This is a genomic window from Paraburkholderia sp. HP33-1, assembly GCF_021390595.1.
Lineage (GTDB): Bacteria > Pseudomonadota > Gammaproteobacteria > Burkholderiales > Burkholderiaceae > Paraburkholderia.
The window spans coordinates 1,329,557-1,355,870 of record NZ_JAJEJR010000002.1 but is presented as its reverse complement, the minus strand read 5'-3'; the positions used below and the strand labels follow the sequence as shown (position 1 = coordinate 1,355,870).

Sequence of the window (26,314 nt, the reverse complement as noted above, 5' to 3'; positions counted from 1 at the left end):
TGCAGTCTTTTCAGGCGCTTTCATCAGGTGTTTTTTGTGCGCGTGGCGGCGGGCCTGCGGGTCGAATCGCGCGCAGGAGCAGCGAGCATCATGAGTATTCTCGTCATCGAAGACGACCCGAAGACCGGCGACTATCTGAAGAAGGGCTTACGCGAGAATGGCTACGCGGTCGATCTCGCGCGCACCGGCACGGACGGTCTGCATCTTGCGCTCGAGCACGACTACGAGCTCGTGGTGCTCGACGTGATGCTGCCGGGCATCGACGGTTGGGAGATCATGCGGGCGTTGCGGGCCCGACGCGATCTGCGGGTCATCTTCCTGACCGCGCGCGATCAGGTCAGCGACCGCATTCATGGTCTCGAACTGGGCGCCGACGACTATCTCGTCAAACCGTTTTCGTTCACCGAACTGGTGCTGCGAATTCGCACGCTGCTGCGCCGTGGCGTGATTCGCGAGAGCGACGTGTTCGAGGTCGCCGACCTCAGGCTCGACGTGTTGCGCCGCCGGGTCACGCGCGAGGGCGTCGACATTGCGCTGACCAACAAGGAGTTCATGCTGCTGCATCTGCTGGTGCGCCGCGAGGGCGAGGCGCTGTCGCGTTCGCAGATCGCGTCGGAAGTGTGGGACATGAACTTCGATAGCGACACCAACGTGGTCGACGTGGCGATCAAGCGGTTGCGCGCGAAGATCGATCACCCGTTCGAGAAGAAGCTGATTCACACGGTGCGCAGCATCGGCTACACGTTCGGCGACGGCGTATGAAACTCTGGACCGAACGCTCGCTGATCGCGCGCACCACGTTGCTGTTTGCGCTGATCGCCTGCGTGGTGATCGGCTCGCTCGGCGCGTATTTCTATCATTCCGCCGAAGTCTCGCTGCAACGCCGCGCCGACGTCGTGCTGAGCGGCCGCGTCGAGCATTTCAGCCGTATCGCGCACGACCTTTATTCGGTTAGCGAATTGAAAAAGCGTCCGCTGCTGTTCGAGACGATGCTCGGCGCGGAAGAGGATGTGCTGCAATTTCGCCGGCCGGGCGAGGCGCCGTTCATCGACGTGAATCCGGCCAGGCTCGCGGTGCCTGATCTGCAGGCCGCCGTGGCGGGCAACCGGCCGCGCACCGCCGACATCCGTCAGACGCGACTGCCCGACGGCGTACCGGTCCATTGGGCGATTGCGACCGCGACGGCGCGTGAGGACGGCACCGAAGTCGAGGTGATCGCCGGCCACCCGATGACCCAGGAAATGCGCATGCTCGCCGCGTACCGCAACCGTATCGTTCTGGCGACGCTGGCCGGCATGCTGGCCGCGACGCTGCTCGCTTACTGCGTACTGCGCCGCGCGCTGCGACCGGTGCGCGAGATCGCGACACGGGCCGCGCAGATCAGCCCGACGAATCTGGCGGTGCGGCTCGACAACGAGGCCGCGCCGGTGGAACTGCACCAACTCACGCACGCCTTCAATGCGATGCTCGACCGTCTCGCCGACGGCTATCAACGCCTGCAGCAGTTTTCCGCCGATCTCGCGCATGAGATTCGCACGCCGGTCGGCGCGCTGGTCGGCCAGACCCAGGTGGCGCTCGCGCAGCCGCGCGAGCCCGACGAATATCAGCAACTACTGGAATCGAATCTCGAGGAGTTGAACCGTCTCAGCCATATCGCGGAGAACATCCTCTTTCTCGCGCATGCGGATCATGCGGCGTTGTCGATCGAGCGGCAACCGGTCGATCTGCATGGCGAGCTCGTCAGAATCGCCGACTATTTCGAAGGCCTTGCCGACGAACGCGGCATGCGTTTCGAAGTCGACGCGTCGGGCGTGGTGTCGGCCAATCCGATGCTGTGCCGCCGCGCGATCAACAATCTGGTCGTCAACGCGGTGCGTTACGGTGCGGGCGATTCGATCGTGCGCCTGCGCGGCGCGCAGGACGAAGCGGGCGCGCTCGTGACGGTCGAAAACGAGGGCAATCCGATTCCCGCCGCGCAGCTGGACCGGCTATTCGATCGCTTCTATCGCGGCGACGCGGCGCGCAGTGCGTTCACCGAATCGAGTGGACTCGGGCTCGCGATCGTCAAGGCGATCATGCATCTGCATGGCGGCAGCGCACAGGTGGTGTGTCCGCTGCCGGGCGTCGTGCGTTTCGAACTGCGCTTTCCTGGCGCGTGACTTGCTCGCGGTCTCGATCCCGCGCCGCTTCAGCTAACGCCGCCTATACTTTTCAAGGCGCGTTAACAGGACCGCTGTCTGCCGCACTCATCAGGAGTCGCATCATGGTCAAGCTCGCTCTGTTTGTCCGTCTGGAAGCCAAGCCCGGCAAGGAACAGGAGGTGGAGGAGTTTCTGCTCGGCGGCTTGCCGCTCGTCGAGCAGGAACCGGCCACCGCCGCATGGTTCGGTCTGAAGCTTGGGCCCTCGACGTACGGCATTTTCGATGCATTCGACGACGAAGCCGGCCGCGACGCGCATCTGAACGGCAAGGTCGCGGCCGCGTTGATGGCGAAGGCGGGCGAGCTGTTCGCGTCGCCACCGAACATCGCCAAGCTGGACGTGCTCGCCGCCAAACTGCCGGGCTGATCGCAGCCCGCCGTTACCTGGCGGCCGCGTCGGTTGCCGGCTGCTCCTCGTAGTGCGCGCGCTTTTCCTCGTACATCAGCAGGTCAGCGCGCTGCACGCCCGCTTCGAGCCGGTCGCCGCGCTGGCAGGTCGCCGCGCCCATCGAGAAGCTCAGTGGCGAGCCCGGATAGAACTGGTTGTTCATCTCGACGAGCTGACGGATCGCATCGATCATCGCCGCGCCGCCGCGCTCGTCGGTATCGGGCATCAGGATCGCGAATTCGTCGCCGCCGATCCGCGCCGCGTGGAACGGCGACTCCATCGCCTTCGCGAGCACTTCGCCGGCACGCCGCAGCAGCGCGTCACCGGCCGCGTGACCGAGCTGATCGTTGACGCGCTTCAGGCCATTCAGGTCGGCCATGATGATCGTCACAGGCCACGGTCCCTTGCGTTCGAGCCGGTTCAGTTCATCGACGTAGAACGAGCGGTTGCGCAGCTTGGTCAGCACGTCGTGCTTGCCGAGGAATTCGAGGTACGCCTCGGCCTTCTTGCGCGCGGTGATGTCGGTCAGCGCGACCAGCACGAGGTCCCAGTTCTGCTCGTGGCCGGGCAGCACCGAGAATTGCAGATGCACGTGCACTTCGCTGCCGTCGAGCGAGTAGTTGAGCACTTCGCGCTGCTGGAACAGCTTGTTGTCCCACAGGTCGATCAACTGCTCGCGGAAATGCGGGCGCATGTCGTCGCGGAACACGTCGGCGAGGCGCGCGAGCAGCGTTTTCTTGTCCTTCGCGGCGAACATCCCGAGCGTGTGGTGGTTGACGTCGAGCACGTGAATTTCCGCCATGCAGCGTTCGACGAACTCCGGATGGACGTCGGTGAACACGCGGAAATCGTTGATGCCGGCCGCACGCGCACCGTCGAGCAGGCGTTTGACCGCGCTGAAATCCTCGACCCACAGCGAGACCGGCGAATATTCGAAGAGCCCGCGCGCGTACTGCTCCGCGAGCGCGACACCGCGCCGTGCGCCTTCGAGCTCGGTGATGTCTTCGGTCGATACCAGTACGCGGTCCCAGCGCTCCTCGTGACCGGGCAGCACCGCGCCCTTGAGCAGCACGTCGAGGCGCCGTCCGCCGAGCGTGTAGTTGACCGTGCGGCTCGTGAAGTTCAATTGCCCGGCCCAGAGCTGGCACAGCTCTTCGAGGTGCGTTTTCAGCATGTCGTCGCGGAACACCGACGCGAGCTTGCTTGTCAGCGTGTCGAAATCGGCGGCCTCGAACTGCGCGAGCGTCTGGCGATTGACCTTGATCACACGGATGCTGTGCGCGCATTCGGCGACGCGGCGCGGGTCTTCGGCGAAATGGGCGCGCAGATCGGTCACGCCCGCGGCTCGCCATTCATCGAATAGCGCGCGCACGCCACTAAAATCTTCGAGCCACAGCGACACGGGAGCGAGTTCGAACATCCCGGAGTCGTCGTTGATGGTTTCGGAGCCGCTCGGCAGGGTATCCAGCATGGGGTTCTCGGGGTCGGAGTTGCGGCTATTTTAGACGGGTTGGTGCCGGGCCGAAAATGGAAGACGATTGGCTTGTCGTTGTTGCGCGGCTGTGCCAGGTGAAATGACGGCCGCGCTCGCAACGCACGGCGCGGCGATCCGGGCGGTGCTGACCAACGGCAGGCTATTTCTGATCGTCGCGCGCCGTGCGGGTGCCGATGTACTCGTATTCCGCGGTATTGAGCCGCGAAATCCGCAGCTCGACCGCGCTGCGGTGATACGAGTAGGCGATGCGGCGAATCTCGAGCAGCGGCGCGCCGACTTCGACGCCAAGTTGCCCGCTTTCGAGTTCATTGGCGAGCGCCACGCTCACGCGCTCATCGGTCTCGACCACATTGATGCCGAAACCGTCCTGATAGAAGTTGTACAGCGTGTTCGGCCGGTTGCGCAGCTTGCTCTCCGTCAGGCCCGGAAACAGCGCTTCGGGCACGGTGATATGTTCGATCAGCACGGTCTTGCCGTGCAGCGAGAGTCCGTTGACGAACTGCAGCACGCGCGCGCCGGTGTCGATGCCAAGCGCGATTGCCGCCTCGCGCGACGCGCGCGCCTTCCTGAAGCCGATCAGCGTGACGACCGGGTAGGCCTTGTCGCCGTCGCGCCGCTCGATGCGAAAGAAGCGGAAGAAATGCCGGTCGCGCTGATGCATCGACACGAATGTGCCGAGCCCCTGATGACGGATCAGAATGTTCTCGGCGCACAGTTCGTCGATGGCTTTGCGCAGCGTGCCGATCGACACGCCGAAGCGTTCGGCGAGGCGCTTTTCCGAAGGAATGCATTCGCCGCCTTTCCATTCGCCGGCCGCGAGCGCGGCGAGAATCGCGCTCTTGACCTCCTTGTACCGCGTGGCGCCCAGCGCGGGCGCATTGATCGCGAGCGTGCTCATGAAAACCTCCCGGATACGCGAGTCGTACCGCTCGCTGGGGTTGAACCTGCCCTGATTCTAAACGACCAGCTCATCTAGTACACCTGGATGAATCGTATGTTTCCGTAAATCGCGGGAGCGGTTCGGGTTTTCTTAAGTCATCTAACACATATAGATGAGCTAGTTGACAGGCGGGAAGTCGGCGCCTAATATCGATTCACCGCGGCGCACCTGGCTGCGCTGCCCCGGCGGCACCCTCACACCGCATTCAACCGACGAATGGAGACGCTAATGAGCAATCCCACGACAGACATCAATGACACCGCAGCGAGCGCGTCGGCGCCGCGCAGAACGATCCACATCGTGCTGCACGAGGCGAAAGACACGGTCGGCGTGGCGGTGGTCGAGGGCATCAAGGCGGGCATGCTGCTCAACGCATGGATCATGGACGACGATGAAGTCGTCACCGTGCCGGCGAAGCAGGACATTCCGATCGGTCACAAGGTCGCCCTGAAGGACATGGCCGTCGGCGACACGGTGTTCAAGTACGGCGTCGATATCGGCAAGGTGGTCGCGCCTATCAAGGCCGGTGAGCACGCGCACGTGCACAACATCAAGACGAAGCGCTGGTAAGCAACGCCGCCCTTCACTGGCATCAACCCGAACGAGAGAGACACCATGAGCGTGATTGACCTGGATACGACTTTCCGCGGCTATCGTCGCGACAACGGCCGCGTGGGCGTACGCAACCACGTGATCATCCTGCCGGTCGACGATCTGTCCAATGCCGCGGCGCAGGCAGTCGAACACAACATCAAGGGCACCATGGCGCTGCCACATCCGTATGGGCGGCTGCAGTTCGGTGCCGACCTCGAACTGCATTTCCGCACGCTGATCGGCGCGGGCAGCAACCCGAACGTCGCGGCGGTCGTCGTGATCGGCATCGAGGAGGGCTGGACGAAGCGCGTCGTCGACGGCATCGCGAAAACCGGCAAGCCGGTGATGGGCTTTGGCATCGAGCTGCATGGCGATCACGACACGATCATGCGGGCCTCGAAAGCCGCGAAGGACATGGTGCAGTACGCGACGTCGCTCGATCGCGAGCAATGCCCGATCTCTGAGTTGTGGGTATCGACAAAGTGCGGCGAGTCGGACACCACGTCGGGCTGCGGCGCGAATCCGACCGTCGGCAACGCCTTCGACAAACTCTATGGCCTCGGCACCACGCTCGTGTTCGGTGAGACCTCGGAACTCACGGGCGGCGAGCAGATCGTCGCCGCGCGCTGCGCGAACGACAGCGTGCGCGAGCGCTTCCAGTTTATGTTCGACCGCTACCAGGACATGATCAACCGCTGGAAGACCGACGACCTGTCCGAGTCGCAGCCGACCAAGGGCAATATCGCGGGCGGCCTGACGACGATTGAGGAAAAAGCGCTCGGCAATATCCAGAAGATCGGCAAGAAGTGCATGGTCGACGGCGTGCTCGACAAAGCCGAGGAGCCGACGCACTCGGGCTTGTGGTTCATGGACTCGTCGTCCGCGGCCGCCGAGATGGTGACCTTGTGCGCGGCATCGGGCTTCGTCGTGCATTTCTTTCCGACCGGGCAGGGCAACGTGATCGGCAATCCGATCGTGCCGGTCATCAAGATCTGCGCGAATCCGCGCACCGTCCGCACGATGGGCGAGCATATCGACGTGGACGTGACCGGCGTTCTGCAGCGCGAGCAGAATCTCGACCAGAGCGGCGACAAACTGCTCCAGTGCATGATGGCCACGATCAACGGCCGTTTCACGGCGGCCGAAGCACTCGGTCATCGCGAGTTCGTATTGACGCGTCTGTTCGAAAGCGCCTGACGCGGGCGGCCTCGCCGCCGCGGCGGGCCGCATGGCTCGCGCGCAGCGGTCCCCACCTTCCCGGCGCGCCGGCACGCCGAAGTGGCCAACGGCGCCGCCGCCTGTGACCGGCAGTTCATGCTGCAGAGGCGCCGGCTCGACATCTGGCAGCAGCGAGTGGAGGAGACACCATCTTGCGCGTGCTCAAACATCTCTACGTGCAGGTCCTGATCGGACTTGCGGCTGGCATTCTCGTCGGTTATTTCGCACCCGCGTTCGGCGTGCAGATGAAACCGCTCGGCGACACCTTCATCCGCCTCATCAAGATGCTGATCACGCTGGTGATCTTTTGCACGGTTTCCGTGGGCATCGCGCGCATGGAAAGCCTGAAGCAGGTGGGCCGCGTCGGCTTCAAGACGCTGCTGTATTTCGAGGTCGTCACGAGCATCGCGCTCGTGCTGGGCCTCGTCGTCGCGAACGTGCTGCGTCCGGGCGCGGGGCTCAATATCGATCCCGCTTCGCTCGATCCTCATGCGGTTACGCACTACGTCGCCGATGCGCACGCGGCGTCGTCGAGCTTCATAGACATGATCGTGCCGAACTCGGTGGTCGGCGCGTTCGCGCGCGGCGATCTGTTGCAGGTGCTGCTGTTCTCGGTGCTGTTCGGCATCGCGCTGTCGATCATGTCGCAGCGCAGCCGGCTACTGATGCGTGGCATCGAGCAGTTCGGCGACACGCTGATGCGCATCGTCGAAATGATCATGCGGCTCGCGCCGCTGGGCGCGTTCGGCGCGATCGCGTTCACGATCGGCAAATACGGCATCGGCACGTTGCAGCAACTCGGCCTGCTGATCCTGTGCTTCTACATCACGAGCATCCTGTTCATCGCGATCGTGCTGGGCGCGGCCGCGCGCTGGGCCGGCGTGGGCCTGTGGCCGCTCCTGAAGTACTTCCGCGAGGAACTGTTGATCGTGCTCGGCACCTCGACCACGGAGTCGGTGCTGCCGCGCCTGATGGAAAAGCTCGAGCGCATGGGCTGTCCACGCGCGATCGTCGGGCTCGTGCTGCCGACCGGCTACTCGTTCAATCTCGACGGCGCCGCGATCTATCTGACGATGACGTCGCTGTTCATCGCGCAGGCCACCAACACGCACCTGACGCTGATGCAGCAGCTGGGATTGCTGGCGATCCTGATGCTGACGTCGAAGGGCGGCGCGGGTGTGGCAGGGGCGGCGCTCGTGGCGTTGACCGCGACGCTGTCGACACACAACATCATTCCGGTCGCGGGCATCACGCTGATTCTCGGCGTCGACCGCGTGCTCAACGAGATCCGTGCGCTGACCAATATGATCGGCAACGTCGTCGCGACGCTGGTGGTCGCGCGCTGGGAACGCGCATTCGATGCGCGTGCCGCGCGCGAATTCCTCGCAGCGCCGCGCGAGGTGCAGGCACCAGCATCGGCGCAGCCGGTGCGCAAGCCGCAGGCGGCGCCAGCGGGGCAGTCGGGACAGGCGCGCGAGATCCAGCGCACGCAATCGATCTAAAGCAACTGGACACGCGGACGAAATAAGCGCATAGGTGAAGCCAAACCGAAACTATCGGTGGGCCAGATAGTTTCAGTCGCAAATCGCGATTTTCCTTGCGAGGCCGACGCGAATACGATCTCGGTATCGTATGAGCAGCGCGCTTGACCCGCGCTTCGGTCCACCAGGCACAGCGACGGAGACGGCCATGGAGCACCACGCCCGCACGCAGAACGAACGGCTCGAGATCAAGACCACCACCTGCTACATGTGCGCGTGCCGTTGTGGCATCCGTGTGCATCTGCGTGACGGCGAGGTGCGCTATATCGACGGCAATCCGGAGCATCCGCTGAATCAGGGCGTCATCTGCGCGAAGGGTGCCTCCGGCATCATGAAGCAGTACTCGCCGGCGCGTCTCACCCAACCTTTGATGCGCAAGGCGGGCGCCGAGCGCGGCAGCGCGCAGTTCGAGCCGGTCTCGTGGGAGGTCGCGTTCGACGTGCTCGAAGAACGTCTCGCCGCGATTCGCTCGACCGATCCGAAGAAGTTCGCGCTGTTCACGGGCCGCGACCAGATGCAGGCGCTGACCGGTCTGTTCGCCAAACAGTTCGGTACGCCTAACTATGCGGCGCACGGCGGATTCTGCTCGGCGAACATGGCCGCCGGCATGATCTATACGATCGGCGGCTCGTTCTGGGAATTCGGCGGACCTGATCTCGACAGCGCGAAGCTGTTCTTCATGATCGGCACAGCGGAAGATCATCATTCGAATCCGCTGAAGATCGCGATCTCGAAGTTCAAGCGCGCGGGCGGCCGCTTTATCGCGATCAATCCGATCCGCACCGGCTATGCGGCGATCGCCGACGAATGGGTGCCGATCAGGCCGGGCACCGACGGCGCGCTGTTCATGGCGTTCCTGCACGAACTGATTGCCGCCGACGCATGGGATCACGAGTTCGTGCAGCGTTACACGAACGCGGCGGAGCTGATCGATCTCGACGAAGCGAGCGAAACCTTCGGCCTGTTCGTGCGAGATCCCGAGCGGCCGGAAGGCAATCCGCTGTTTCCGCAGAATCATCTGTGGTGGGACCCGGCCACGCGGCGCGCGGTGCCCCATCATGCGAGCGGCGTGACGCCAGCCCTGGTAGGGCGCTATACGCTCGATGACGGCAAGCCGGTCACGCCATCGTTCGCGTTGCTGCGCGAGCGCGTCGCCGATTGCACGCCCGAATGGGCGGCGGCCATCACCGGCATCGCCGCCGATACGATCCGGCGGCTGGCCGGCGAGATGATCGAGACGGGGCGCCGGCATCGCATCACGCTGCCGATCGGCTGGACCGACGCATGGGGCGAATCGCACGAATCGGTCACGGGCAACCCGGTCGCTTTTCACGCGATGCGCGGGCTCGCCGCACATTCGAACGGCTTTCAGTCGATCCGTGCGCTCGCCGTGCTGATGTCGCTGCTCGGCACGATCGACCGTCCCGGCGGCTTTCGCCACAAGTCGCCGTTTCCGCGCGCGGTGCCCCCGTCGGCGAAACCGCCGAACAGCCCCGCCGCGGTGAAGCCCAATACGCCGCTCGCAACGGGCCCGCTCGGCTGGCCCGCCGCGCCGGAGGATCTGTTCATCGACGAACACGGCGGCCCGGTGCGCATCGACAAGGCGTTCTCGTGGGAATATCCGCTCGCGGTCCACGGTGTCATGCACAGCGTGATCACCAACGCGTGGCGCGGCGACCCGTATCCGATCGACACGCTGATGATTTTCATGGCCAACATGGCGTGGAATTCGTCGATGAACACGATGAAGGTGCGCGAGATGCTCGCGGACAAGCATCCGAACGGCGACTACAAGATTCCGTTTCTTGTCGTGTGCGATGCGTTCCAGTCGGAGATGACCGCGTTCGCCGATCTGATTCTGCCCGACACGACTTACCTCGAACGGTACGACGCGATGTCGATGCTCGACCGGCCGATCTCCGAGTTCGACGGCCCAGTTGATTCGGTGCGCGTACCGGTCGTGCCGCCGACCGGGGAATGTAAGCCGTTCCAGGAAGTGCTGATCGAACTGGCGTCGCGCCTGAAGTTTCCCGCGTTCACCAAGGCGGATGGCGGCCGGCGCTTTCGCGACTATCCGGAGTTCATCGTCAATCACACGACCTCGCCCGAATCCGGTGTCGGTTTTCTGATCGGCTGGCGCGGCAAGGATGGCGACAAGGCGCTCGTCGGTGAGCCGAATCCCAATCAATGGGAGCAGTACGCGAAGAATAACTGCGTGTTCCATTACCGCTTGCCCGAGACCTTGCAGTACATGCGCAACTGCAACGGACCGTATCTCGACTGGGCCGTCAAGAACGGCTTCCGCAAATTCCGCGAGCCGATTTTGATCCAGCTTTACTCGGACGTGATGCAGAAATTCAGGCTCGCCGCGCAAGGGCGCAGCAGCGGCCGACAGCCGCCCGAACATCTGCGCGCGCGCGTCGAGAAGTACTTCGACCCGCTGCCGTTCTGGTATGCGCCGCTCGAAAGCGCGGCGACGGATCTCGCGCAATTCCCACTCGCCGCGGTAACGCAGCGGCCGATGGCGATGTATCACTCGTGGGATTCGCAGAACGCGTGGCTGCGGCAGATTCATGGGGAGAACTACCTCTACGTGAATCCGCGCGCGGCCGCGGAGAACGGCATCGCCGATGGCGGCTGGATCTACGTCGAATCGCAATGGGGCCGCGTGCGCTGCATGGCGCGCTACAGCGAGACCGTCGAGCCGGGCACCGTATGGACGTGGAACGCGATAGGCAAGGCCGCCGGCGCATGGAATCTCGGCCCGAATGCAAACGAATCGCAGCGCGGCTTCCTGCTCAATCACCTGATCACCGACGAGCTGCCAGGCCGCGATGAAGCGCCCGCGCGCATGTCGAACTCCGATCCGGTGACGGGCCAGGCCGCATGGTATGACGTGCGCGTGCGCGTCTATCCGGCCGAAGCCGACGCGCGGCATACGTTGCCGCAGTTCGATGCGATGCCCGGATTGCCCGGTGTGGTTGCACAGAAGAGTGTGGTGTCGCGCATCGTCCAAACCTATTTCGCGGGACGCGGCGAGTTCGCGGCGCGCCTGCGCGGAGCGGCACGTCGCGTCGAAAATAATGGCGACGATCGCTGAAGCAACGACAAGGAGCTTCTAATGACCCAGATGGCACTGGTGATCGATCTGAACGTCTGCGTGGGATGTCAGGCGTGCGTGACGAGCTGCAAGGAGTGGAACACGTCGGGCGAATCGGGGAGCCTCGCCGATTTCAATCCGTACGACGCGGACCCGTCCGGCACGTTTTTCAATCGCGTGCAGAGTTTCGAAGCGGGCAGCTTCCCCGACACGGAGATGATCCATTTTCCGAAGTCGTGCCTGCATTGCGAAGACCCGCCGTGCGTGCCGGTGTGTCCGACCGGCGCGAGCTACAAGCGCAAGGAAGACGGCCTCGTGCTGGTCGATTTCGATCGCTGCATCGGCTGCAAGTATTGCGCATGGGCGTGCCCGTACGGCGCGCGTGAGCTCGACGAAGCGCGCAAGGAGATGACCAAGTGCACGCTGTGCGTCGATCGTATCCATGACGAGCATCTGTCCGAGCGCGATCGCAAGCCGGCCTGCGTCCTCGCGTGCCCGACATCCGCGCGACTGTTCGGCGATATACACGATCCGCAGTCGGTGGTGTCGCAAGCGATTCGCGAGCGCGGCGGCTATCAGTTGATGCCCGAGTGGGGCACGCGTCCCGCGAATCACTATTTGCCGCGCGTGCCCACCACGGCCGCCGGTTGCGGCAGCGACGCGTGTTCGTGCAAATCGGCCGGATCGGCGGCCGATGAGGCGAGCCAGGCAGCGGGCTCGTCCGACTCGCAACTGGCGGCGCAGCTCGAACGCGGCGAACTGCATCTCGCGTCGATCGCGACGCGCATTTGAACGACAACGAGGCCACACGATGAATCCGGCTTTTTCCGTCGTATTTCTGACGACGCTGAGCGGCGCGGCGCAGGGGCTGTTGATCGCGCTCGTCGGCATTGAGAGTGCAGCGTGGTTGGGCGTTGTTGCGCAACCCGCCGCGGCTAGTGCGTTTTACGTGAGCGGCGCGGTGCTCGCGGTGCTGCTGGGCGGACTCGGTCTGATAGCGTCGTTCTTCCATCTCGGCCATCCGGAACGTGCGTGGCGCGCGATTGCGATGTGGCGCACTTCGTGGCTGTCGCGCGAATGCCTGTGCCTGCCGGCGTTTCTGGCGTGCGCGTTCCTGTATGGTGTCGCGCACTGGCTCGGCTCGCCGTGGTCTCTGGCGCTCGGCTGGCTCGGCGTGCTCGCGAGCGCCGCGCTGTTCGTCTGCACCGCGATGATCTATGCGTGCCTGCGCTTTCTGCAGGAGTGGGCGACACCACTGACGCTGGTGAACTTCGTGTTGCTCGGCTGCGCGTCGGGCTTGACGCTCGCGACCGCATTGAGCGCATGGTTTGCCCCCACGCTGACGGTGGGGCTGGCGATCTGCGCATGCGTGCTGACGCTCGCCGGCTGCACGAGCCGCTCGGCGTCGCTGCTGCGCAATGCGCGCTTGCGGCCGAAGTCAACGGTGCAGAGCGCGACGGGCATTCGCAATCCGAAGCTCGTGCAGGTGTCGCGAGGCTTCACCGCCGGCGCATTCAATCTGCGCGAGTTCTTTCACGGCAAATCGGCGCGGACGTTGCGTGGCGTTAAATGGGGTTTTCTTGCGGGCGCGTTTGTCGTTCCGATTGGGTTGATCGCGCTCGGCGCCGGGCTGCATTCGATCGGCGCGTCGTTCGGCTTGCTGGCTGCGGCGTGTCTCGTGCAGTATGCGGGGCTCGTGGCGGAGCGCTGGTTTTTCTTCGCTGAGGCGAAGCATCCGCAGAATCTTTATTACGCGAAGGTGGGGTGAGGCCCTACCCGCAGGCCCCTACCTCCCCACATGCGGTACAAAAATCGCACCCATCCTTGCGAATCACCGCGTTCGCGCCACACGAACCGCATTTGCGTCCGAGCATCGTGTGCAGTCCCCGCGTGCCGTTTGGCTGCAGCAACGTGTCCGTGCTATCCGCGGGATCCGGACGAATGCCGAAATCGGCGGACAGCGCGGCGTCGGTTTTCATTTGCCCGCGCGGCAGATGCGCGAGCATCCGCGACGGCACCTGATTGCCCTCGGCGTCGAGAAAGCCGCGTCGATACAGAATCTGCTGGATCGCGAACGCAAGCGCGGCCACTTCCGAGTCGTGCCAGCGCGGCGCACGATGACCGTCGAGACGCTGCACGTCGCCAAGCCGGACCTGACCGCGATCCCACGATACCTTGCGCATGTCCTGCAGATTGCGCGCGACAAACCCGCCGCGTGCGGCCAGCGACAGTGAACGCATCGTCGCGGTGATCCACTGCTGTGACTCGTCGCGTTGACCGGCCGGAATGAAGAACTCGATCGGCCTCTCGATCGTCACGTCCTCGCCGCCGATCCGACCCGTCACCTCGATGAACGACGCCGCGACATACAGCGATTTCTTGCCCGCCTGGGTCAGATATTCGACCTTCTCGATGATCGCCGGCAACTCGCCTTTGGGCCGATGATCGATCGCGATACGCAGCGGATCCTGATCCACCTCGGCGAGCATGTCGTCAGTCTGCGCGGGCGTCACGCTCAGCACCGCGCCGAGCGTGTCGTTCGGGCGATAGGTGGCCAGGCCCTTCAGGCCGCTTTTCCATGCGTCGAAGTAGAGACTTTCGAACGCATCGAACGGATAGTCGGCGGGCACGTTGACGGTCTTCGAGATCGACGTATCAACGTACGGCTGCACGGCCGCCATCATGTCGAGATGGTCGCGCGCCGACATCTCCAACGCGCTGACGAAATAGTCGGGCAGCCGTGTCACGTCGCCGCCGAGTTCGCGATAGAGCCGGTACGCGTAGTCCTCGACGTCGAACGATTCGCGGCCGCCGTCGGCCATCACCTTCATGCGCGTGTAGGTCCACGAGAACGCCGGCTCGATGCCGTTCGACGCGTTGTCCGCGAACGCGAGGCTCACAGTGCCGGTCGGCGCGACCGACAACAGATGGCTGTTGCGGATGCCGTCGCGGCGGATCGCCTGCTGGATATCGTCGGGCAGGCGCGAGGCGAACGTACCGGCTTCCAGATAGCGCGCGGCGTCGAACAGCGCAAACGCGCCGCGCTCCTTCGCGAGCTCGACCGACGCGCGGTACGCCTCGTCGCGCATCAGCCGCGCGATACGCACCGCGAAATCGCGGCCTTCCTGCGAGTTGTAGCGCAGACCGAGCATCACGAGCGTATCGCCGAGGCCGGTGAAGCCGACACCGATGCGCCGCTTCGCGCGCGATTCGTCGTACTGCTGCGGCAGCGGCCACAGCGTGACGTCGAGCACGTCGTCGAGAAAACGCACCTGCGTGCGGGTGCGTTGCGCGAGGCCGTCCCAGTCGAACGACGGCTGGCGGCCCTGCAACTGCGCGAACGGATCGACGACGAAGCGCGTCAGATTGAGCGGCCCGAGGTTGCAGCAGCCGTACGCGGGCAGCGGCTGCTCGCCGCACGGATTGGTCGCGCGGATCGTTTCGACGGCGCGCAGATTGTTGTCCTCGTTCATCCGTGAGATGAACACGATGCCGGGCTCGGCGACGTCGTACGTCGAGCGCATGATGCGGTCCCAGATCGCGCGCGCCGGCTGCTCGCTGTAGACCCACAGACCGTCCTCGCGCTCCCGCACGTCGCCGGCCGCGCGCAGCGCCGGCGACGGCTCGGCGCGGTGGACCAGCTGCCACGGTTCGTCGTTTTCGACCGCGCGCATGAATTCGTCGGTGACGCCGACCGACACGTTGAAGTTGTTCCAGCGTCCCTTCGAATGCTTGGCCTCGATGAATTCGAGCAGGTCGGGGTGGTTGCAGTCGAGCACCGCCATCTGCGCGCCGCGTCGCGAGCCCGCGCTTTCGACGGTGCGGCACGACGCGTCGAACACGTCCATGTAGCTGCACGGACCTGAGGCGGCCGAACTGGTCGTGTGAACCCGCGCGCCTTTGGGCCGGATCGCGGAGAAGTTGTAGCCGACGCCGCCGCCGCGGCGCATCGTTTCGGCCGCCTGCAGCAGGGCCACGTAGATGCCCGGCAAGCCTTGATCGTCGACGCCCTGGATCGAATCGCCGACCGGCTGCACGAAGCAGTTGATCAGCGTCGCGGCGATACCGCTGCCCGCCGCACTCATGATGCGGCCCGCGCCGAGCGCGCCATGCTGCAGGTTGTCGACGAACAGCGCTTCGACCGATGCGCGCAATTCGGGCGGCTCGGCCTCGGCGACACCGCGCGCGACGCGGCGGTACACGTCGTCGGCAGATTGCTCGTCGCCTTTCGCGTACTTTTCGAGCAGCACGTCGAGCGAGAACTGCTGCGGCGGAATCAGCGGAACGGGAGGAGCGGAGGAAGCGGGAGGCGTGGAAGCGGCGGTGGCTGCGCGGGTTTGCGGCGTGTCTTCTGCCATGATCGGCCCTCAAACGGCGTCGCGGCGGGCGCGGCGCGGTGGTAGACGGCGCGCCGCCGGCGCCGGAGAGCGAGCCGGCGGTTCAGCGGGCGCAACGAATCCACCTTAACGCACGAGGGGCGGGGCGGCAACCGGGAGCGGGGCCGACGGTCTGGCGCGTCGTTCGATGCCGCGCCGGCTGGGCACGCGGGCGCTAAGGACGCGTAGCAAGTAGGGAGATCAAGCTGGGAGCAGCGGGGTCAAATCCCGCTTGGTGCGTGTACGGGACGGGGCGGCGTTGCGCGCGTCAGGCCGCTTCCAGCAGTGGTTCGAGGATTTCCGCGCAGATCATCGCGGAGGCATTCGACGGTGCCGGGCGCTCGGCCGGCTTGAACACCGGGTCGCCGCGACGGATCTTGCGGCGCGACACGGCGCAGGTGCCGGACGAATGCGCCGAGCGGCGGCGCCAGCGCTGCTCACCGTAGTGGCAGCGTCCCGGCTCGACCCAGCGGATTACCAGCGTCGTGTCGGAGCTCTCGAGAATTTCGATGCGTACGCCATTGGTACCGTCGAGGGGGATGGACTCCAGGGTCATCATCGACTCCATATTGTGGAGTGCCGAATTTAGTCCCGCGCGGGCCGGATAGCCATTGTGTCACGGTTGAAATACTATTGCGGAATTGGCAATAATTAGACTTGACAGTCACAACCGGCCGAAATGACAGGCGTTACAAGCATTTTTATGTAATTTTTTAACATTGCGCATTTTTGCAACGCTCTGTTGCTTGTGGCGCGACGAGGAAGGCGTTCGGGAAAGGGCGCTGACGCTTCCTTTAAGATGTGACGGTCAGGCGGCGAACTGAGCCGTCAGTGTAGCGGGTTTGATTTTTTCAGGTCGGCTCGCGCGCACACGTTCAAAAACGTTAGAGATCACATGATTCCAAGCCCTCCCGCAGTCCCTCCCAATTCTCCCGAATCGTCGTCCGTCACCGCCGAGCGCCTGAAAAAGCAGAAGACCGCATCGGTCGTGCTCTATATCGGGCTCGTGCTGCTCGCATTGTGGGTGGTGCGCGATTTCATCGTGGTGATGGCGTGGACGGGGGTCGTCGCGATTGCGCTGTGGCCGCTGCTGCACAAGGTGGCGGGTTGGCGCTGGTTCAAGGGGCGCACAACCTTGCTCGCGACGGTCTTCACGCTGGTCATCGCGCTGCTCGTCCTGCTACCGGTCGGACTCGGCCTCGTCCAGGCGCTGCGAGAGGCGCATGACCTGAATGAGTGGTTACGCGACGCGCAGGAGAACGGCATCGCGCTGCCGGACTTCATCAACCGTCTGCCGTTCGGCGTGCAGCAGATCACGACGTGGTGGCAGGCCAATCTCGCGCAGCCGCTGCGCGACTCCGCCGCGATGAAAGGCTTGCACAGCGAGACGGTGATGACGCTCGGCCGAAACGTCGGCGCGCGCGTCGCGCATGCGGCGATGGTGTTCGCGTTCATGCTGGTCACGCTGTTCGTGATTTTTCAGGCGGGGCCGCGTCTGTCCGGCTCGCTGCTGAAGGCCGCGCGACGCGGTTTCGGCGATAGCGGCGCGGACCTCGTCGAGCATATGGCGACCGCGGTGCGCGGAACCGTGTCGGGCTTGATCGTGGTCGGCGCCGGCGAGGGCGCGCTGCTCGGCGTCGCCTATTTTGCGACTGGCGTGCCGCACGCGGCACTGCTCGGCTTCGTCACGGCGATCGCCGCGATGCTGCCGTTCTGCGCACCGATCGCGTTCGGTCTCGCGGCGCTGTGGCTGCTCGTGCAGGGCTCGGTGGCCCCGGCGGTCGGGCTCGTGGTGTTCGGCGCGATTGTCGCGTTCGTGGCCGAGCACTTCGTGCGGCCGGTGCTGATCGGAAACTCGACGCGTCTGCCGTTCCTGCTCGTGCTGTTCGGCATTCTCGGCGGCGCGGAAACGTTCGGGCTGCTCGGGATTTTCATCGGCCCGGCGTTGATGACGGTGCTGATGGTGCTGTGGACCGATCTCGTGCAGTAGCGCGGGCGTCGCTGGGCGCGTGGCTGGAGGCCTCGCCGGCTCAAGGCCGCTGATAAGACGGATGCTCCTGCGCCGGCGGCTTCACGCAGCCAAGCGTGTATTTGAGCGCGGCGGGCAGCAGCGCGCTCCACACGTCCCACGTGTGGCCGCCGTCGATGATCCGCAGCGTCGCCGGATTGCCCGCGAGGCGCAGATGCGTGTACAGCAGCGACGCGTCGGCCTGGATGTCGAGGTCGTCGTCGCCGGACGCGATGAACATCGGCAGGCGATACGGCCGGCTCATGTAGCGGTCCCACTGCGCCGGATAGTTGAGCTCGTGCCACACGCGCGGGTCGAACTGGTGCTCGCCGAACACGCCGACCCGCCGCGCCGCCGACGCGCGCGGCGGCTCGTTCACATAGATCGCGGGACTCAGCAGCAGCGCGCCGCAAAACAATTCGGGCTGTGTCAGCGCATAGCGCAGCGCGCCGAAGCCGCCCATCGACACGCCGCCGATCATCCGGCCGCCGCGCTGGGTCGCAACCGCGTAGTGCGTTTCGATCTCGGGCAGCAGATCATCGAAGAACGCGGTCTCCATCTTCTCCTTACGATCGACGTACCAGTCCGTGCCGCCCTGCGGCATCACGATCACGACGGGCGGGATCTCCTTGCGCTCGATCAGCGTGTCCGCGGCGCTTTGCAGATGACCTTGCGTGAGCCAGTCATTGGCGTCGCCGTTATTGCCGTGCAACAGGTAGAGCACCGGCAGGCGCGGACCGTCCGCACGATAGCCGCCCGGCAGATAGATCGTGTAGTTCCAGTCGCGGCCGAGCGCATCGGAATGAAAGCTGCGGCTCGCGACCGTGCTCGCGAACGCGGGCGCGCCGACGGCGAAGACGAGCAGTGCGAGGGCGAAGGAGAGGAATCGACGCATGTCAGTGTGGAAGGCTGGCGCGGGACTCGCGCGCGGCCGTCATGCTATCAGCATTGGCGCCAGATTTGAGATGGGAAGCGGTGGGGGGCTTTATGCGCGCAAAGTTTTGCAATCGCCCCTAAGTGCTCAGGAATGTCTATGGACCCGAAACGCTCACGGCGAAGTCTCGAGTAGCCCCGTCACGATGCGCCCGACGAACCGCTTCAGCGGCTCCGCGCCCAACGCGACCGTGAACAGCGCGCCGACCGCGACCGCATCTGCGAGCAATCCGAGCGGATAGTCCAGGTAACCATCGGTCGCATCGTAGAGCACCGAGTCGACGACCAGCGAGATCACCGCGCCGGCGATGAAGCACAACAAACCCTGCCGGCCGATCACGCCGATCCACGGCAGCCGGCGCGCAACCTTTCTGGCCCAGCCGAGCTCGACCAGATTCGCGACGAGCCACGCGATCGCGAGGAAGTTGCCCGCGCGCAGGTATGACAGGTTCTCCTTGAGGCTGGCGGCAAGCGGCGCGTGCAGCAGAAAGAGCTTGCAGTAGGCGGCGCCCGCGACCACCGCGAACGCCAGCACGCTGACGAGCCAGCCGCACCGATGCGCGCTGATCCGTTGATACACCGGCTGGCAGCGCGCGAGCACACCGAGCACGAACATCAACTGCCACGCGAACGGGTTGAAGTCCCAGTGCATGTCGGGCGCGGCGGGCAGGTACTTGCTGATCGCCGGCGCGCCGGCCCACAGCGCGACGCTGCCGACGAGCAGCAGCCACGGCTTGCTGCGCGCGAGCGGCAGGATCGTTGGGACCAGCAGCGCGAAGAACGCGTACATCGGCAGCACCGACGCGAGATACGGCTGGCGGCGCAGCAGCAGGATGTCGCGCAGCGCGGCAAGCGGCGTGTCGAGCAGGTCGTCGAGATCGGTCGTGGCGAGATTGGGCCCGTCGATGCTGAACTCAGTGAGCACCGCGCTGACCAGCAGCATGAGCCCGGCGGTGACGAGAAACGCGCGATAGATCTCGAACGAGCGGCGCAGGAAGCGGCCGCGCGCAATCGTCTCGTTGCGCCGCTCGGCGAGCGTCGCATAGGCGGTGGCGGTCGCGAAGCCGCCGAGGAACACGAACACTTCGGCGGCATCGCAGAGCGCGTACGCATGCAGCGTCACGCGCGACAGAATGCTGCCGCCGATGTGATCGACGACGATGATCAGCAGAACCAGTCCGCGGAAAAAGTCGAGTTCGATCAGACGGGAGGATGACTTGGACATTGTTTGCGTCAAAAGCAGCCCCGTGCGACGGCGCGCGGATCCAGCGCGGCGGGCGTCTCACAAGGCTTTTTAATATGGGATTGGGTGTTACGGCGGGAAGGCGATCCGTGCTGGCCTCGCCTGTGACCCACGTCGCCGCTTTCGGCCGCCTTCGCAAGGCAGCCGTGTCAGCAGGGTGTAAAGATGACCCTGGCAGCTGCGCTGAGTTCCGTTGCATGGCAGCAAAGGCGGCCGATTATATTTCTTTTCGTGCCAATGACGCAGCGAGCGAGGCAGCCGCTGCCGTTTACCTGAAGCGGCGTTTCGAAAAAAGAGGCAGCAACGCCCAGTGGAGAATTAGCAACATTCTTGAAGATCGGCGCATCCTCTCATGGACGGCTCGCTGATGTCGTGTGACGATTTCCGGACAGAGCAGCCACCTGGAGCAGTCTTCAGAACTGCTAGGCAAGTGACGAAAAGAAAGGAAGGTTGAGAACAAAGCGGCCGGATCGAGTTGTCTAATCACTCGAGGTGCAGGGAGATCATCATGAACAAGCAAGTGTTCGCGCTGGCTGTCTCCATTACTGCGTCCGCCGTTTTTGTCGCGCCCGCCGCCGCGCAGACTAGCGTCATGCTGTATGGCGTGATCGACGAAGGCGTCAACTACACGAACAATGTCGGCCACGGCCATGTTTATGAACTGGCGAGCGGTTTTGCCCAAGGCAGCCGCTGGGGTCTGAAGGGCGCCGAGGATCTGGGCGGCGGTCTCAAGGCGGTCTTCCAGCTCGAGAACGGTTTCGATCTGAATTCCGGGCGGCTCGGGCAGGGCGGGCGATTGTTCGGCCGGCAGGCTTTCGTCGGACTCAGCTCGGAATCCTACGGCACGCTGACCTTCGGTCGGCAATACGATTCGGTCGTCGATTATCTGGCGCAGACAACGGCCAACGGCAGTTGGGGCGGCGAGCTGTTCTCGCATCCGTACGATAACGACAACACCGACAACACGTTCCGCCTCAACAACACGGTCAAGTACACGAGCCCGTCGATTTCGGGCTTCCAGTTCGGCGGCACCTACAGCTTCAGCAACGACACGAGCTTCGCCAACAATCGGGCGTACAGCTTTGGTGGCCAGTACACGTACGGCGGGCTGCTGGTCACCGCGGCTTACCTGCAGGCCAACAATCCGGGCAGCAGCGCGAACGGCGCGGTCGCCACGAACGACGCCGGCTTCGTCGCGAAGCGCATGCGCGTGTTCGGCGGCGGCATCAACTATACGTTCGGACCGGCGACGGCGGGCTTCGTCTATAGCAACTCGAACTATCTGGAGCCGACCGCGAACGGCTTTCTCGGCATCGAGCCACTGGTGCCGCTCGTGCCCGTCACGCCGCCGGGCGTGCTGCTGAACTCGCTGAAGTACCAGAACTTCGAGATCAACGGCAAGTATCAGATTTCGCCGGCTCTGTTCGTCGGCGCGCAGTACGTGTACACGATGCAAACCTACGACGCGTCGAACGGCGGCGTGAAACCGCACATCCATACGTTCGGGCTGATGGCGGACTACAACCTGTCCAAGCGCACCGACGTCTATCTGCAGGGCGCATATCAGCAGGTCACCGGCGATTCCACGCTGTCGGTCTTCGATTTCGCATTCATCCCCGGCACGCAGTCGCCGTCGTCGACGTCGAAGCAGGTCGTCGTGCGGGCGGCGATACGGCATAAGTTCTAGAGTGAAGTCATCCGCATCAAGACGTTTGGCCCTGAAGTGCGATACATCTTTATGAATGCCCCGATCGGATGCAATCAAGGTTGCGGCGCAGCCTGATCGCATCGCCTCCCGACTGGGAGCGCTCGCACCACACGCCATAGAGCTGATGCAGAAAGAATAGCCAGCGAGAGAGCCGCGACGTGGAGAACCAGCAGGAGGCAGTATACGTTCATGGGGGTGATCACAATGCCGAGCTCGCTGCTGACCCGCCTTGCCCCCATGTACATGGGGTGAACGTCCCAAAGCTGAGCATAGTCCAGCATAGGAAGTAGGTACCACGCTAGTGCAATCACGCCGACTGCCCGGAATATTGACGCTCCACGGCGACCCGGAGCGCCACTCACGTGGCGACGGTCGATTCGCTTACGGCGAGTTATCCTGAAGGTTGCCAGGAACACCCGGATGCAAGCCCAGGTAGCGACTGCGCACACGAACAAGCAAAAGGACAGCAACCAGAGGAACTGCACGTCCTCTTCAAGGCCGTTTGGCAGTTCGTCACCGACACCCAAAAGTTTCGACCAAAAGTACACCGTCGTGCCTAGGAAAAACGGGGTTCCGCACATGCACCAATAGTCATCTGCAAACAGGAACAAGCGCGCGCCACCCACCAACGACGCGGCACAAATAACTACTGCCTGGATACAACCACCAAGCGTGATCCTCATGAATCTGCGGACAAGTTGCCCCTCACCGACAATGCTCCGGAATTCCATTTCCCGTTAATAATGGCCCTATGAAGCATTTCTATTGTTAGCGGCTCTCTTTTTATCGAGTGATTTTTTCTCATGATATGCTTGAGAATGAGGTGATACAAAAAGCCTTCGCCTTCCATCAAGAAATACCGGTGAAAATCATAGTCGCCTCGATCTATGCAGAAAACCTCAAAAAATCGCTCCATGAAAATATCGGCGTCATCGCCTTGCTGACCTAGATCATCGACGATGGTCATTTCCGGAGCAATCGATTTTTTTGAAGATATACAAGCCTCTTTTCTAACGAACGATTCCAGATTTGCCCATGAACGATTTTCCATCAAAACACCCTGTCTTCTGGCTTGACGCTTCGATTGTATTTAGAAACAGTATGATACGTGATTTGATAGGCGTCACTTGCCAGTAGCACCCAACCAACGCCGGGTATGGTTCTGCCGACGAATACTCCTAGCCGATGTGTCAGAATCCACTTGAATCGCTTGATGCTTCCCCATGTAAATGTCGGCAGGACTTTTTTCTTCAGTTCGTACCTGAACAATGATCTGGACATGGCAGAAGCGACGGACGTGACTTTTGTTGATCCTGCTGGTTTTGATCTTGTGGGTAAAAACGGAAGCCCCGATAGTATGAGAAGTACCGCTTCGACATCATCAATGCCGAGCTGAGAACATGTTTCATCGGCCGCGATAAATAAAAATAGTTCTGCGGGAGTGAGACTCGTATGTGTTCGGTAGTTGTACGTGTTGCTCATTCGATTATCGATCTTCCCAAGCGTTGGCAAATTTGATGTTGCCATCGGCGTAGTGCGAGGTGATGCGCTCGTACACTTTGATATCTGCTTCACCGTCGTCCTTAAGCCGCATGTGTGCAGGAATAGGCGTGCTGGGTTGCGCCCTCGTTGAATGGTTGATTAACGATTCCCTAAGGGAGAAAGGCGTATACAAACACAGAAAATGAAAGCTGAATGTCAGTAATGGTCAAGGATCGCTTCGTCTGTTGATGGCGTGCGAGGAGAGTATGCCCAGTGCATCAAACGGAGGACGGCGAGTGAAGTTGAACCAGACTTTGATAAAGCCGATCCGCGAGGGTCGGCTTCATCGTTTATGCGGAGTCGGTTCGGCCACCTCTCATCTGCCCCTGTCGCGCGAACCCAGAAAGCGCAGCACCGCCCGACGACGAGTGTGCGGAACCTCAAGGTAAGTCCTTGATTCGTATGGCCGCAAAAAGCATCTGCTGGCAGGAGGACTCTGGTCAAAAAAAGAATCTATCTACTTGACCCTAAAGAGAAAAGCGTTTCATGCCGTTATATCTGTATCAGAGTGTGTGGGGCGGGGCGTTTTTATTAAATGTGACTTTACAATTCCGCCAGATCATTGATCGACAAGCAGTACACGGAATGAGCGCCAAACGAGGCGGCCTCGCCGTGTCACTGGGAAGGCCGCGCGGCACAGACCGCGCGCATGGCGAGCGGCATTGCGGCAGCCGGCTCGCATCTCCACACAGCAGGAGTCGAACAAATTGAGAACACGTTTCGACAGAACGGTATTGGCCAGTCTCGTCGGCGCATGGGTTGCGCTGGCCGTCAGTGGTTGTGCGAACGTCGCGCAACCGGATCCACAGAACGACATGGCAGCCGGCGCCCCCGCGGCGTCCGGCGTGCCGGCGGCGAACGCGGTGGCAACGGCGCCTGACGATCCCTCGGCCGCCGCGCCGCAGTCGATCGATGCTAGCGATACCGCACCGCTGAAAAAATCGCCGCCGCTTGTGTATCGCGTCAGACGCGGCGACACGCTGGCGCGGGTGGCGCAGCATCATCACGTGAGCGTCAAGCAGTTGCAGGCGTGGAATGGGCTGAAGGCGTCGGCGCGGTTGAAGCCGGGGCAGGTGCTGCACGTCGCTTCGCCGGAGACGGTGCGGGCAGTGAAACAGGCCAATGCGGCGGCGGCGGCGAAGGCCGCGGCGCAATCCGCGGTGCAGACATCTTCACAAGCTTCAGCGCAGACGTCGCCGCAAGCTTCGGCTCAATCCGCTGAACCGGCTCCCGATGCCGCCGAAGTTCGCGAAGTCACGAAGGAAACCCGCCGGCATGCGAGCAGCGTGACGCTCGCGTGGCCCGCCGCGGGCAGCGTCGTCGAAGCGTTCCAGCCGGGCGAAACGCGCGGCATCGAGATCGGTGGCAAAGCGGGTGATCCGGTGCGAGCCGCCGCCGACGGCAAGGTGATGTACGCGGGCACCGGACTGAACAGCTACGGCAGCCTGATCATCGTGCAGCACAACAAGGATTTTCTGACCGCGTACTCGCATAACCGCAAGCTGCTGGTCAAGATGGGCGACATCGTCCGCAAAGGACAGCAGATCGCGGAGATGGGCGACGAGAGCAACTCGCGTGTCTCGGTCGGCTTCGAAGTGCGGCGCGACGGCAAGCCAGTCGATCCGCTGGCTTATCTGCCACGGGGGCGCGGCTGAGCTTCGGCCTTCCCGCAAAAGCTCACCTTGAATTTAGTCAGCAAAGCCAGGTAATTTGATCGACCGCGCATCATCGACCCGCAGCCGTTTTGCAACGGTGAGGAAATAGAGGAGCCGGCGCTGCGGCGCACGCCGCCGCCGCCGTGCTCCCGGCGAATCGCCCTTTACGTCGATTGCACACTGCGCAGCAGACGCGCTACCTCACCGTGGTAATGAAGGATTGCCGGGTCGGCCTGCAATAGCGGCAAATAACGCGGCAGGAAGCCGTTGTTCGGCTGATCGGGCGAGAACAGGCCGACCACGGCCTCGGCGGTCGCGCGACGGTCGCCGGGCTCGGCTTCCGCGTCGTCGAGAATTTCGTCGACGCTCGCGATCACCGTCGATAGCGGCGTCAGCCAGCGAAACCCCGAGCCGTTGATCAGCACCTGCAGGAATGCCGCCGGCGTCACCGGGCCGAACTCCTTTTCGTACGCGGCGCGTTCGTGATCGAGAATCGCCTTGTGCAGCGCAAGCAACGGTCGGCGAATGTCCGAGAGGAATTGAGTGCATTGCGGGTCGTTCATCGGCTGCTCCTGCGGCTGAGGTAACTCACAGTATCGCGCATCGCAACCGGACACAGTGCGATGCAGCGCTCACGCGATCACGCTAACGGGTTGCTCCGTCGATGGTAACGCATCGGTTCTATCGAGACATGCGATGCAGCACGCATTGCGCTCCACGTGCCGCCGGGCGGCTCCAAAGCGAACTTCTTTCGCCACGACTACAATCAGCCGAATTTCTGACGACGCCCGCTCGACCACAGGCCGCTTTTCATTGCGTATTAGCGCGACATGCCGAACAAAACCGGCAAGTGTTCGCGCTCTGGTGCGGCGTCGTGATCTAAACCGCGTGACCACAACACGCCACCGGAGCCGCTCATGACAACGTTCAATATCAACGGCGAAACCCATACCGTCGATGCCCCGCCCGACATACCCCTGCTGTGGGTGCTGCGCGATCTCGTCGGGTTGACCGGCACCAAGTTCGGCTGCGGCATCGCGCAATGCGGCGCCTGCACCGTGCATCTCGATGGCGTCGCGGTGCGCTCGTGCGTATTGCCGGCCGCGGCGGTCGGCGAGCGCAAGATCGTCACGATCGAAGCGGTCGGCGCCACGCCCACGGGCCAGAAAGTGCAGCAGGCCTGGCGTGAGCTCGACGTCGTGCAATGCGGCTACTGTCAGTCGGGGCAGGTGATGTCGGCGGCCTCGCTGCTCGCGAGCAATCCCAATCCGAGCGACGCGGACATCGACGCGGCGATGGCCGGCAACATCTGCCGCTGCGGGACCTACAACCGCGTGCGCGCGGCGATCAAGCACGCCGCAAAGGGGGCCTGAC

23 protein-coding genes are annotated in these 26,314 nt (G+C 63.4%); 14 read left to right on the top strand and 9 right to left on the bottom strand.

The genetic code is table 11. The features are described 5' to 3' along the window. Positions 1-90: 90 nt before the first annotated feature. The 3 genes from L0U81_RS22120 (at position 91) to L0U81_RS22110 (ending at position 2,566) form a co-directional block, all read left to right on the top strand. Positions 91-762 carry a heavy metal response regulator transcription factor gene (locus L0U81_RS22120; RefSeq protein WP_233805638.1) on the top strand — a complete coding sequence of 224 codons (672 nt, stop codon included), beginning with the start codon at positions 91-93 and terminating at the stop codon, positions 760-762. Further along, positions 759-2,159, top strand: a complete 1,401-nt coding sequence (locus tag L0U81_RS22115; RefSeq protein ID WP_233805637.1) for a heavy metal sensor histidine kinase — start codon at positions 759-761, stop codon at positions 2,157-2,159. The genes L0U81_RS22120 and L0U81_RS22115 overlap by 4 nt, the downstream gene beginning before the upstream one ends. Before the next feature lie 104 nt (positions 2,160-2,263). Then, positions 2,264-2,566: a putative quinol monooxygenase gene (locus L0U81_RS22110; protein WP_233805636.1), complete on the top strand. Its 303-nt coding sequence runs from the start codon at positions 2,264-2,266 to the stop codon at positions 2,564-2,566. 13 nt (positions 2,567-2,579) lie between these two features. Here the strand turns inward: L0U81_RS22110 and L0U81_RS22105 are convergent, their stop codons facing one another. After that, positions 2,580-4,058: a sensor domain-containing diguanylate cyclase gene (locus L0U81_RS22105; RefSeq protein WP_233805635.1), complete on the bottom strand. Its 1,479-nt coding sequence runs from the start codon at positions 4,056-4,058 to the stop codon at positions 2,580-2,582. A 163-nt stretch (positions 4,059-4,221) separates the two neighbouring features. After that, positions 4,222-4,980: a GntR family transcriptional regulator gene (locus L0U81_RS22100; RefSeq protein ID WP_233805634.1), complete on the bottom strand. Its 759-nt coding sequence runs from the start codon at positions 4,978-4,980 to the stop codon at positions 4,222-4,224. A 270-nt stretch (positions 4,981-5,250) separates the two neighbouring features. Between L0U81_RS22100 and L0U81_RS22095 the strand changes: the two genes are divergently transcribed. From L0U81_RS22095 to L0U81_RS22070, 6 genes are all read left to right on the top strand, one after another. Beyond that, positions 5,251-5,592 carry a UxaA family hydrolase gene (locus L0U81_RS22095; protein ID WP_233805633.1) on the top strand — a complete coding sequence of 114 codons (342 nt, stop codon included), beginning with the start codon at positions 5,251-5,253 and terminating at the stop codon, positions 5,590-5,592. A gap of 45 nt (positions 5,593-5,637) precedes the next feature. Next, positions 5,638-6,813, top strand: a complete 1,176-nt coding sequence (locus L0U81_RS22090; protein WP_267957201.1) for a UxaA family hydrolase — start codon at positions 5,638-5,640, stop codon at positions 6,811-6,813. Positions 6,814-6,986: 173 nt separating this feature from the next. Next, positions 6,987-8,336, top strand: a complete 1,350-nt coding sequence (gene dctA / locus L0U81_RS22085; protein WP_267957199.1) for a C4-dicarboxylate transporter DctA — start codon at positions 6,987-6,989, stop codon at positions 8,334-8,336. Between the two features lie 187 nt (positions 8,337-8,523). After that, positions 8,524-11,475 carry a molybdopterin-dependent oxidoreductase gene (locus L0U81_RS22080; RefSeq protein WP_233805632.1) on the top strand — a complete coding sequence of 984 codons (2,952 nt, stop codon included), beginning with the start codon at positions 8,524-8,526 and terminating at the stop codon, positions 11,473-11,475. A 21-nt stretch (positions 11,476-11,496) separates the two neighbouring features. Continuing rightward, entirely contained in the window at positions 11,497-12,267 is a 771-nt protein-coding gene (locus L0U81_RS22075; protein WP_233805631.1) for a 4Fe-4S dicluster domain-containing protein, read from the top strand. 19 nt (positions 12,268-12,286) lie between these two features. Next, positions 12,287-13,243, top strand: coding sequence for a dimethyl sulfoxide reductase anchor subunit family protein (locus L0U81_RS22070; RefSeq protein WP_233805630.1), 957 nt, complete (start codon positions 12,287-12,289; stop codon positions 13,241-13,243). A 4-nt stretch (positions 13,244-13,247) separates the two neighbouring features. Here the strand turns inward: L0U81_RS22070 and L0U81_RS22065 are convergent, their stop codons facing one another. Together L0U81_RS22065 and L0U81_RS22060 are read right to left on the bottom strand one after the other, a co-directional pair. Further along, positions 13,248-15,833, bottom strand: coding sequence for an adenosylcobalamin-dependent ribonucleoside-diphosphate reductase (locus L0U81_RS22065; protein ID WP_233805629.1), 2,586 nt, complete (start codon positions 15,831-15,833; stop codon positions 13,248-13,250). 286 nt (positions 15,834-16,119) lie between these two features. Further along, complete coding sequence (locus L0U81_RS22060; protein WP_008918442.1) at positions 16,120-16,407, bottom strand: DUF3331 domain-containing protein; 288 nt, start codon at positions 16,405-16,407, stop codon at positions 16,120-16,122. Between the two features lie 339 nt (positions 16,408-16,746). Between L0U81_RS22060 and L0U81_RS22055 the strand changes: the two genes are divergently transcribed. Further along, positions 16,747-17,841, top strand: a complete 1,095-nt coding sequence (locus tag L0U81_RS22055) for an AI-2E family transporter (RefSeq protein ID WP_233805628.1) — start codon at positions 16,747-16,749, stop codon at positions 17,839-17,841. A gap of 40 nt (positions 17,842-17,881) precedes the next feature. On the opposite strand, the gene L0U81_RS22050 is transcribed toward L0U81_RS22055, so the two are convergent. Together L0U81_RS22050 and L0U81_RS22045 are read right to left on the bottom strand one after the other, a co-directional pair. After that, positions 17,882-18,754, bottom strand: a complete 873-nt coding sequence (locus L0U81_RS22050) for an alpha/beta hydrolase (RefSeq protein ID WP_233805627.1) — start codon at positions 18,752-18,754, stop codon at positions 17,882-17,884. A gap of 153 nt (positions 18,755-18,907) precedes the next feature. Beyond that, entirely contained in the window at positions 18,908-20,017 is a 1,110-nt protein-coding gene (locus L0U81_RS22045) for an OpgC domain-containing protein (protein ID WP_233805626.1), read from the bottom strand. A gap of 215 nt (positions 20,018-20,232) precedes the next feature. Between L0U81_RS22045 and L0U81_RS22040 the strand changes: the two genes are divergently transcribed. Continuing rightward, the gene (locus L0U81_RS22040) at positions 20,233-20,403 is read left to right on the top strand and encodes a hypothetical protein (protein ID WP_233805625.1); all 171 of its coding nucleotides are present in this window, start codon (positions 20,233-20,235) and stop codon (positions 20,401-20,403) included. 140 nt (positions 20,404-20,543) lie between these two features. Beyond that, the gene (locus L0U81_RS22035; RefSeq protein ID WP_233805624.1) at positions 20,544-21,722 is read left to right on the top strand and encodes a porin; all 1,179 of its coding nucleotides are present in this window, start codon (positions 20,544-20,546) and stop codon (positions 21,720-21,722) included. Positions 21,723-22,422: 700 nt separating this feature from the next. Here the strand turns inward: L0U81_RS22035 and L0U81_RS22030 are convergent. Together L0U81_RS22030 and L0U81_RS22025 are read right to left on the bottom strand one after the other, a co-directional pair. After that, positions 22,423-22,794: a DUF1493 family protein gene (locus tag L0U81_RS22030; protein ID WP_233805623.1), complete on the bottom strand. Its 372-nt coding sequence runs from the start codon at positions 22,792-22,794 to the stop codon at positions 22,423-22,425. Further along, positions 22,794-23,225 carry an STM2901 family protein gene (locus tag L0U81_RS22025; protein WP_233805622.1) on the bottom strand — a complete coding sequence of 144 codons (432 nt, stop codon included), beginning with the start codon at positions 23,223-23,225 and terminating at the stop codon, positions 22,794-22,796. The genes L0U81_RS22030 and L0U81_RS22025 overlap by 1 nt, the downstream gene beginning before the upstream one ends. 767 nt (positions 23,226-23,992) lie before the next feature. Here L0U81_RS22025 and L0U81_RS22020 point away from each other — a divergent pair. Continuing rightward, complete coding sequence (locus tag L0U81_RS22020; RefSeq protein ID WP_233805621.1) at positions 23,993-24,940, top strand: peptidoglycan DD-metalloendopeptidase family protein; 948 nt, start codon at positions 23,993-23,995, stop codon at positions 24,938-24,940. Between the two features lie 164 nt (positions 24,941-25,104). Here L0U81_RS22020 and L0U81_RS22015 read toward each other — a convergent pair whose 3' ends face one another. Continuing rightward, on the bottom strand, positions 25,105-25,503 hold the full coding sequence (locus tag L0U81_RS22015; protein ID WP_233805620.1) for a hypothetical protein: 399 nt from the start codon (positions 25,501-25,503) through the stop codon (positions 25,105-25,107). 354 nt (positions 25,504-25,857) lie between these two features. Here L0U81_RS22015 and L0U81_RS22010 point away from each other — a divergent pair, with 354 nt between their 5' ends. After that, complete coding sequence (locus tag L0U81_RS22010; protein WP_233805619.1) at positions 25,858-26,313, top strand: (2Fe-2S)-binding protein; 456 nt, start codon at positions 25,858-25,860, stop codon at positions 26,311-26,313. Position 26,314: the final 1 nt, after the last annotated feature.

Coding starts and splice junctions, on each gene's coding strand:
- L0U81_RS22105 (WP_233805635.1), bottom strand. CDS start 4,058: ATGCTGGATACCCTGCCGAGCGGCTCCGAAACCATCAACGACGACTCC.
- L0U81_RS22035 (WP_233805624.1), top strand. CDS start 20,544: ATGAACAAGCAAGTGTTCGCGCTGGCTGTCTCCATTACTGCGTCCGCC.
- L0U81_RS22080 (WP_233805632.1), top strand. CDS start 8,524: ATGGAGCACCACGCCCGCACGCAGAACGAACGGCTCGAGATCAAGACC.
- L0U81_RS22015 (WP_233805620.1), bottom strand. CDS start 25,503: ATGAACGACCCGCAATGCACTCAATTCCTCTCGGACATTCGCCGACCG.
- L0U81_RS22060 (WP_008918442.1), bottom strand. CDS start 16,407: ATGACCCTGGAGTCCATCCCCCTCGACGGTACCAATGGCGTACGCATC.
- L0U81_RS22050 (WP_233805627.1), bottom strand. CDS start 18,754: ATGCGTCGATTCCTCTCCTTCGCCCTCGCACTGCTCGTCTTCGCCGTC.
- L0U81_RS22030 (WP_233805623.1), bottom strand. CDS start 22,794: ATGGAAAATCGTTCATGGGCAAATCTGGAATCGTTCGTTAGAAAAGAG.
- L0U81_RS22065 (WP_233805629.1), bottom strand. CDS start 15,833: ATGGCAGAAGACACGCCGCAAACCCGCGCAGCCACCGCCGCTTCCACG.
- L0U81_RS22010 (WP_233805619.1), top strand. CDS start 25,858: ATGACAACGTTCAATATCAACGGCGAAACCCATACCGTCGATGCCCCG.
- L0U81_RS22040 (WP_233805625.1), top strand. CDS start 20,233: ATGGCAGCAAAGGCGGCCGATTATATTTCTTTTCGTGCCAATGACGCA.
- L0U81_RS22110 (WP_233805636.1), top strand. CDS start 2,264: ATGGTCAAGCTCGCTCTGTTTGTCCGTCTGGAAGCCAAGCCCGGCAAG.
- L0U81_RS22100 (WP_233805634.1), bottom strand. CDS start 4,980: ATGAGCACGCTCGCGATCAATGCGCCCGCGCTGGGCGCCACGCGGTAC.
- L0U81_RS22055 (WP_233805628.1), top strand. CDS start 16,747: ATGATTCCAAGCCCTCCCGCAGTCCCTCCCAATTCTCCCGAATCGTCG.
- L0U81_RS22025 (WP_233805622.1), bottom strand. CDS start 23,225: ATGAGCAACACGTACAACTACCGAACACATACGAGTCTCACTCCCGCA.
- L0U81_RS22090 (WP_267957201.1), top strand. CDS start 5,638: ATGAGCGTGATTGACCTGGATACGACTTTCCGCGGCTATCGTCGCGAC.
- L0U81_RS22045 (WP_233805626.1), bottom strand. CDS start 20,017: ATGTCCAAGTCATCCTCCCGTCTGATCGAACTCGACTTTTTCCGCGGA.
- L0U81_RS22070 (WP_233805630.1), top strand. CDS start 12,287: ATGAATCCGGCTTTTTCCGTCGTATTTCTGACGACGCTGAGCGGCGCG.
- L0U81_RS22115 (WP_233805637.1), top strand. CDS start 759: ATGAAACTCTGGACCGAACGCTCGCTGATCGCGCGCACCACGTTGCTG.
- L0U81_RS22075 (WP_233805631.1), top strand. CDS start 11,497: ATGACCCAGATGGCACTGGTGATCGATCTGAACGTCTGCGTGGGATGT.
- L0U81_RS22095 (WP_233805633.1), top strand. CDS start 5,251: ATGAGCAATCCCACGACAGACATCAATGACACCGCAGCGAGCGCGTCG.
- L0U81_RS22120 (WP_233805638.1), top strand. CDS start 91: ATGAGTATTCTCGTCATCGAAGACGACCCGAAGACCGGCGACTATCTG.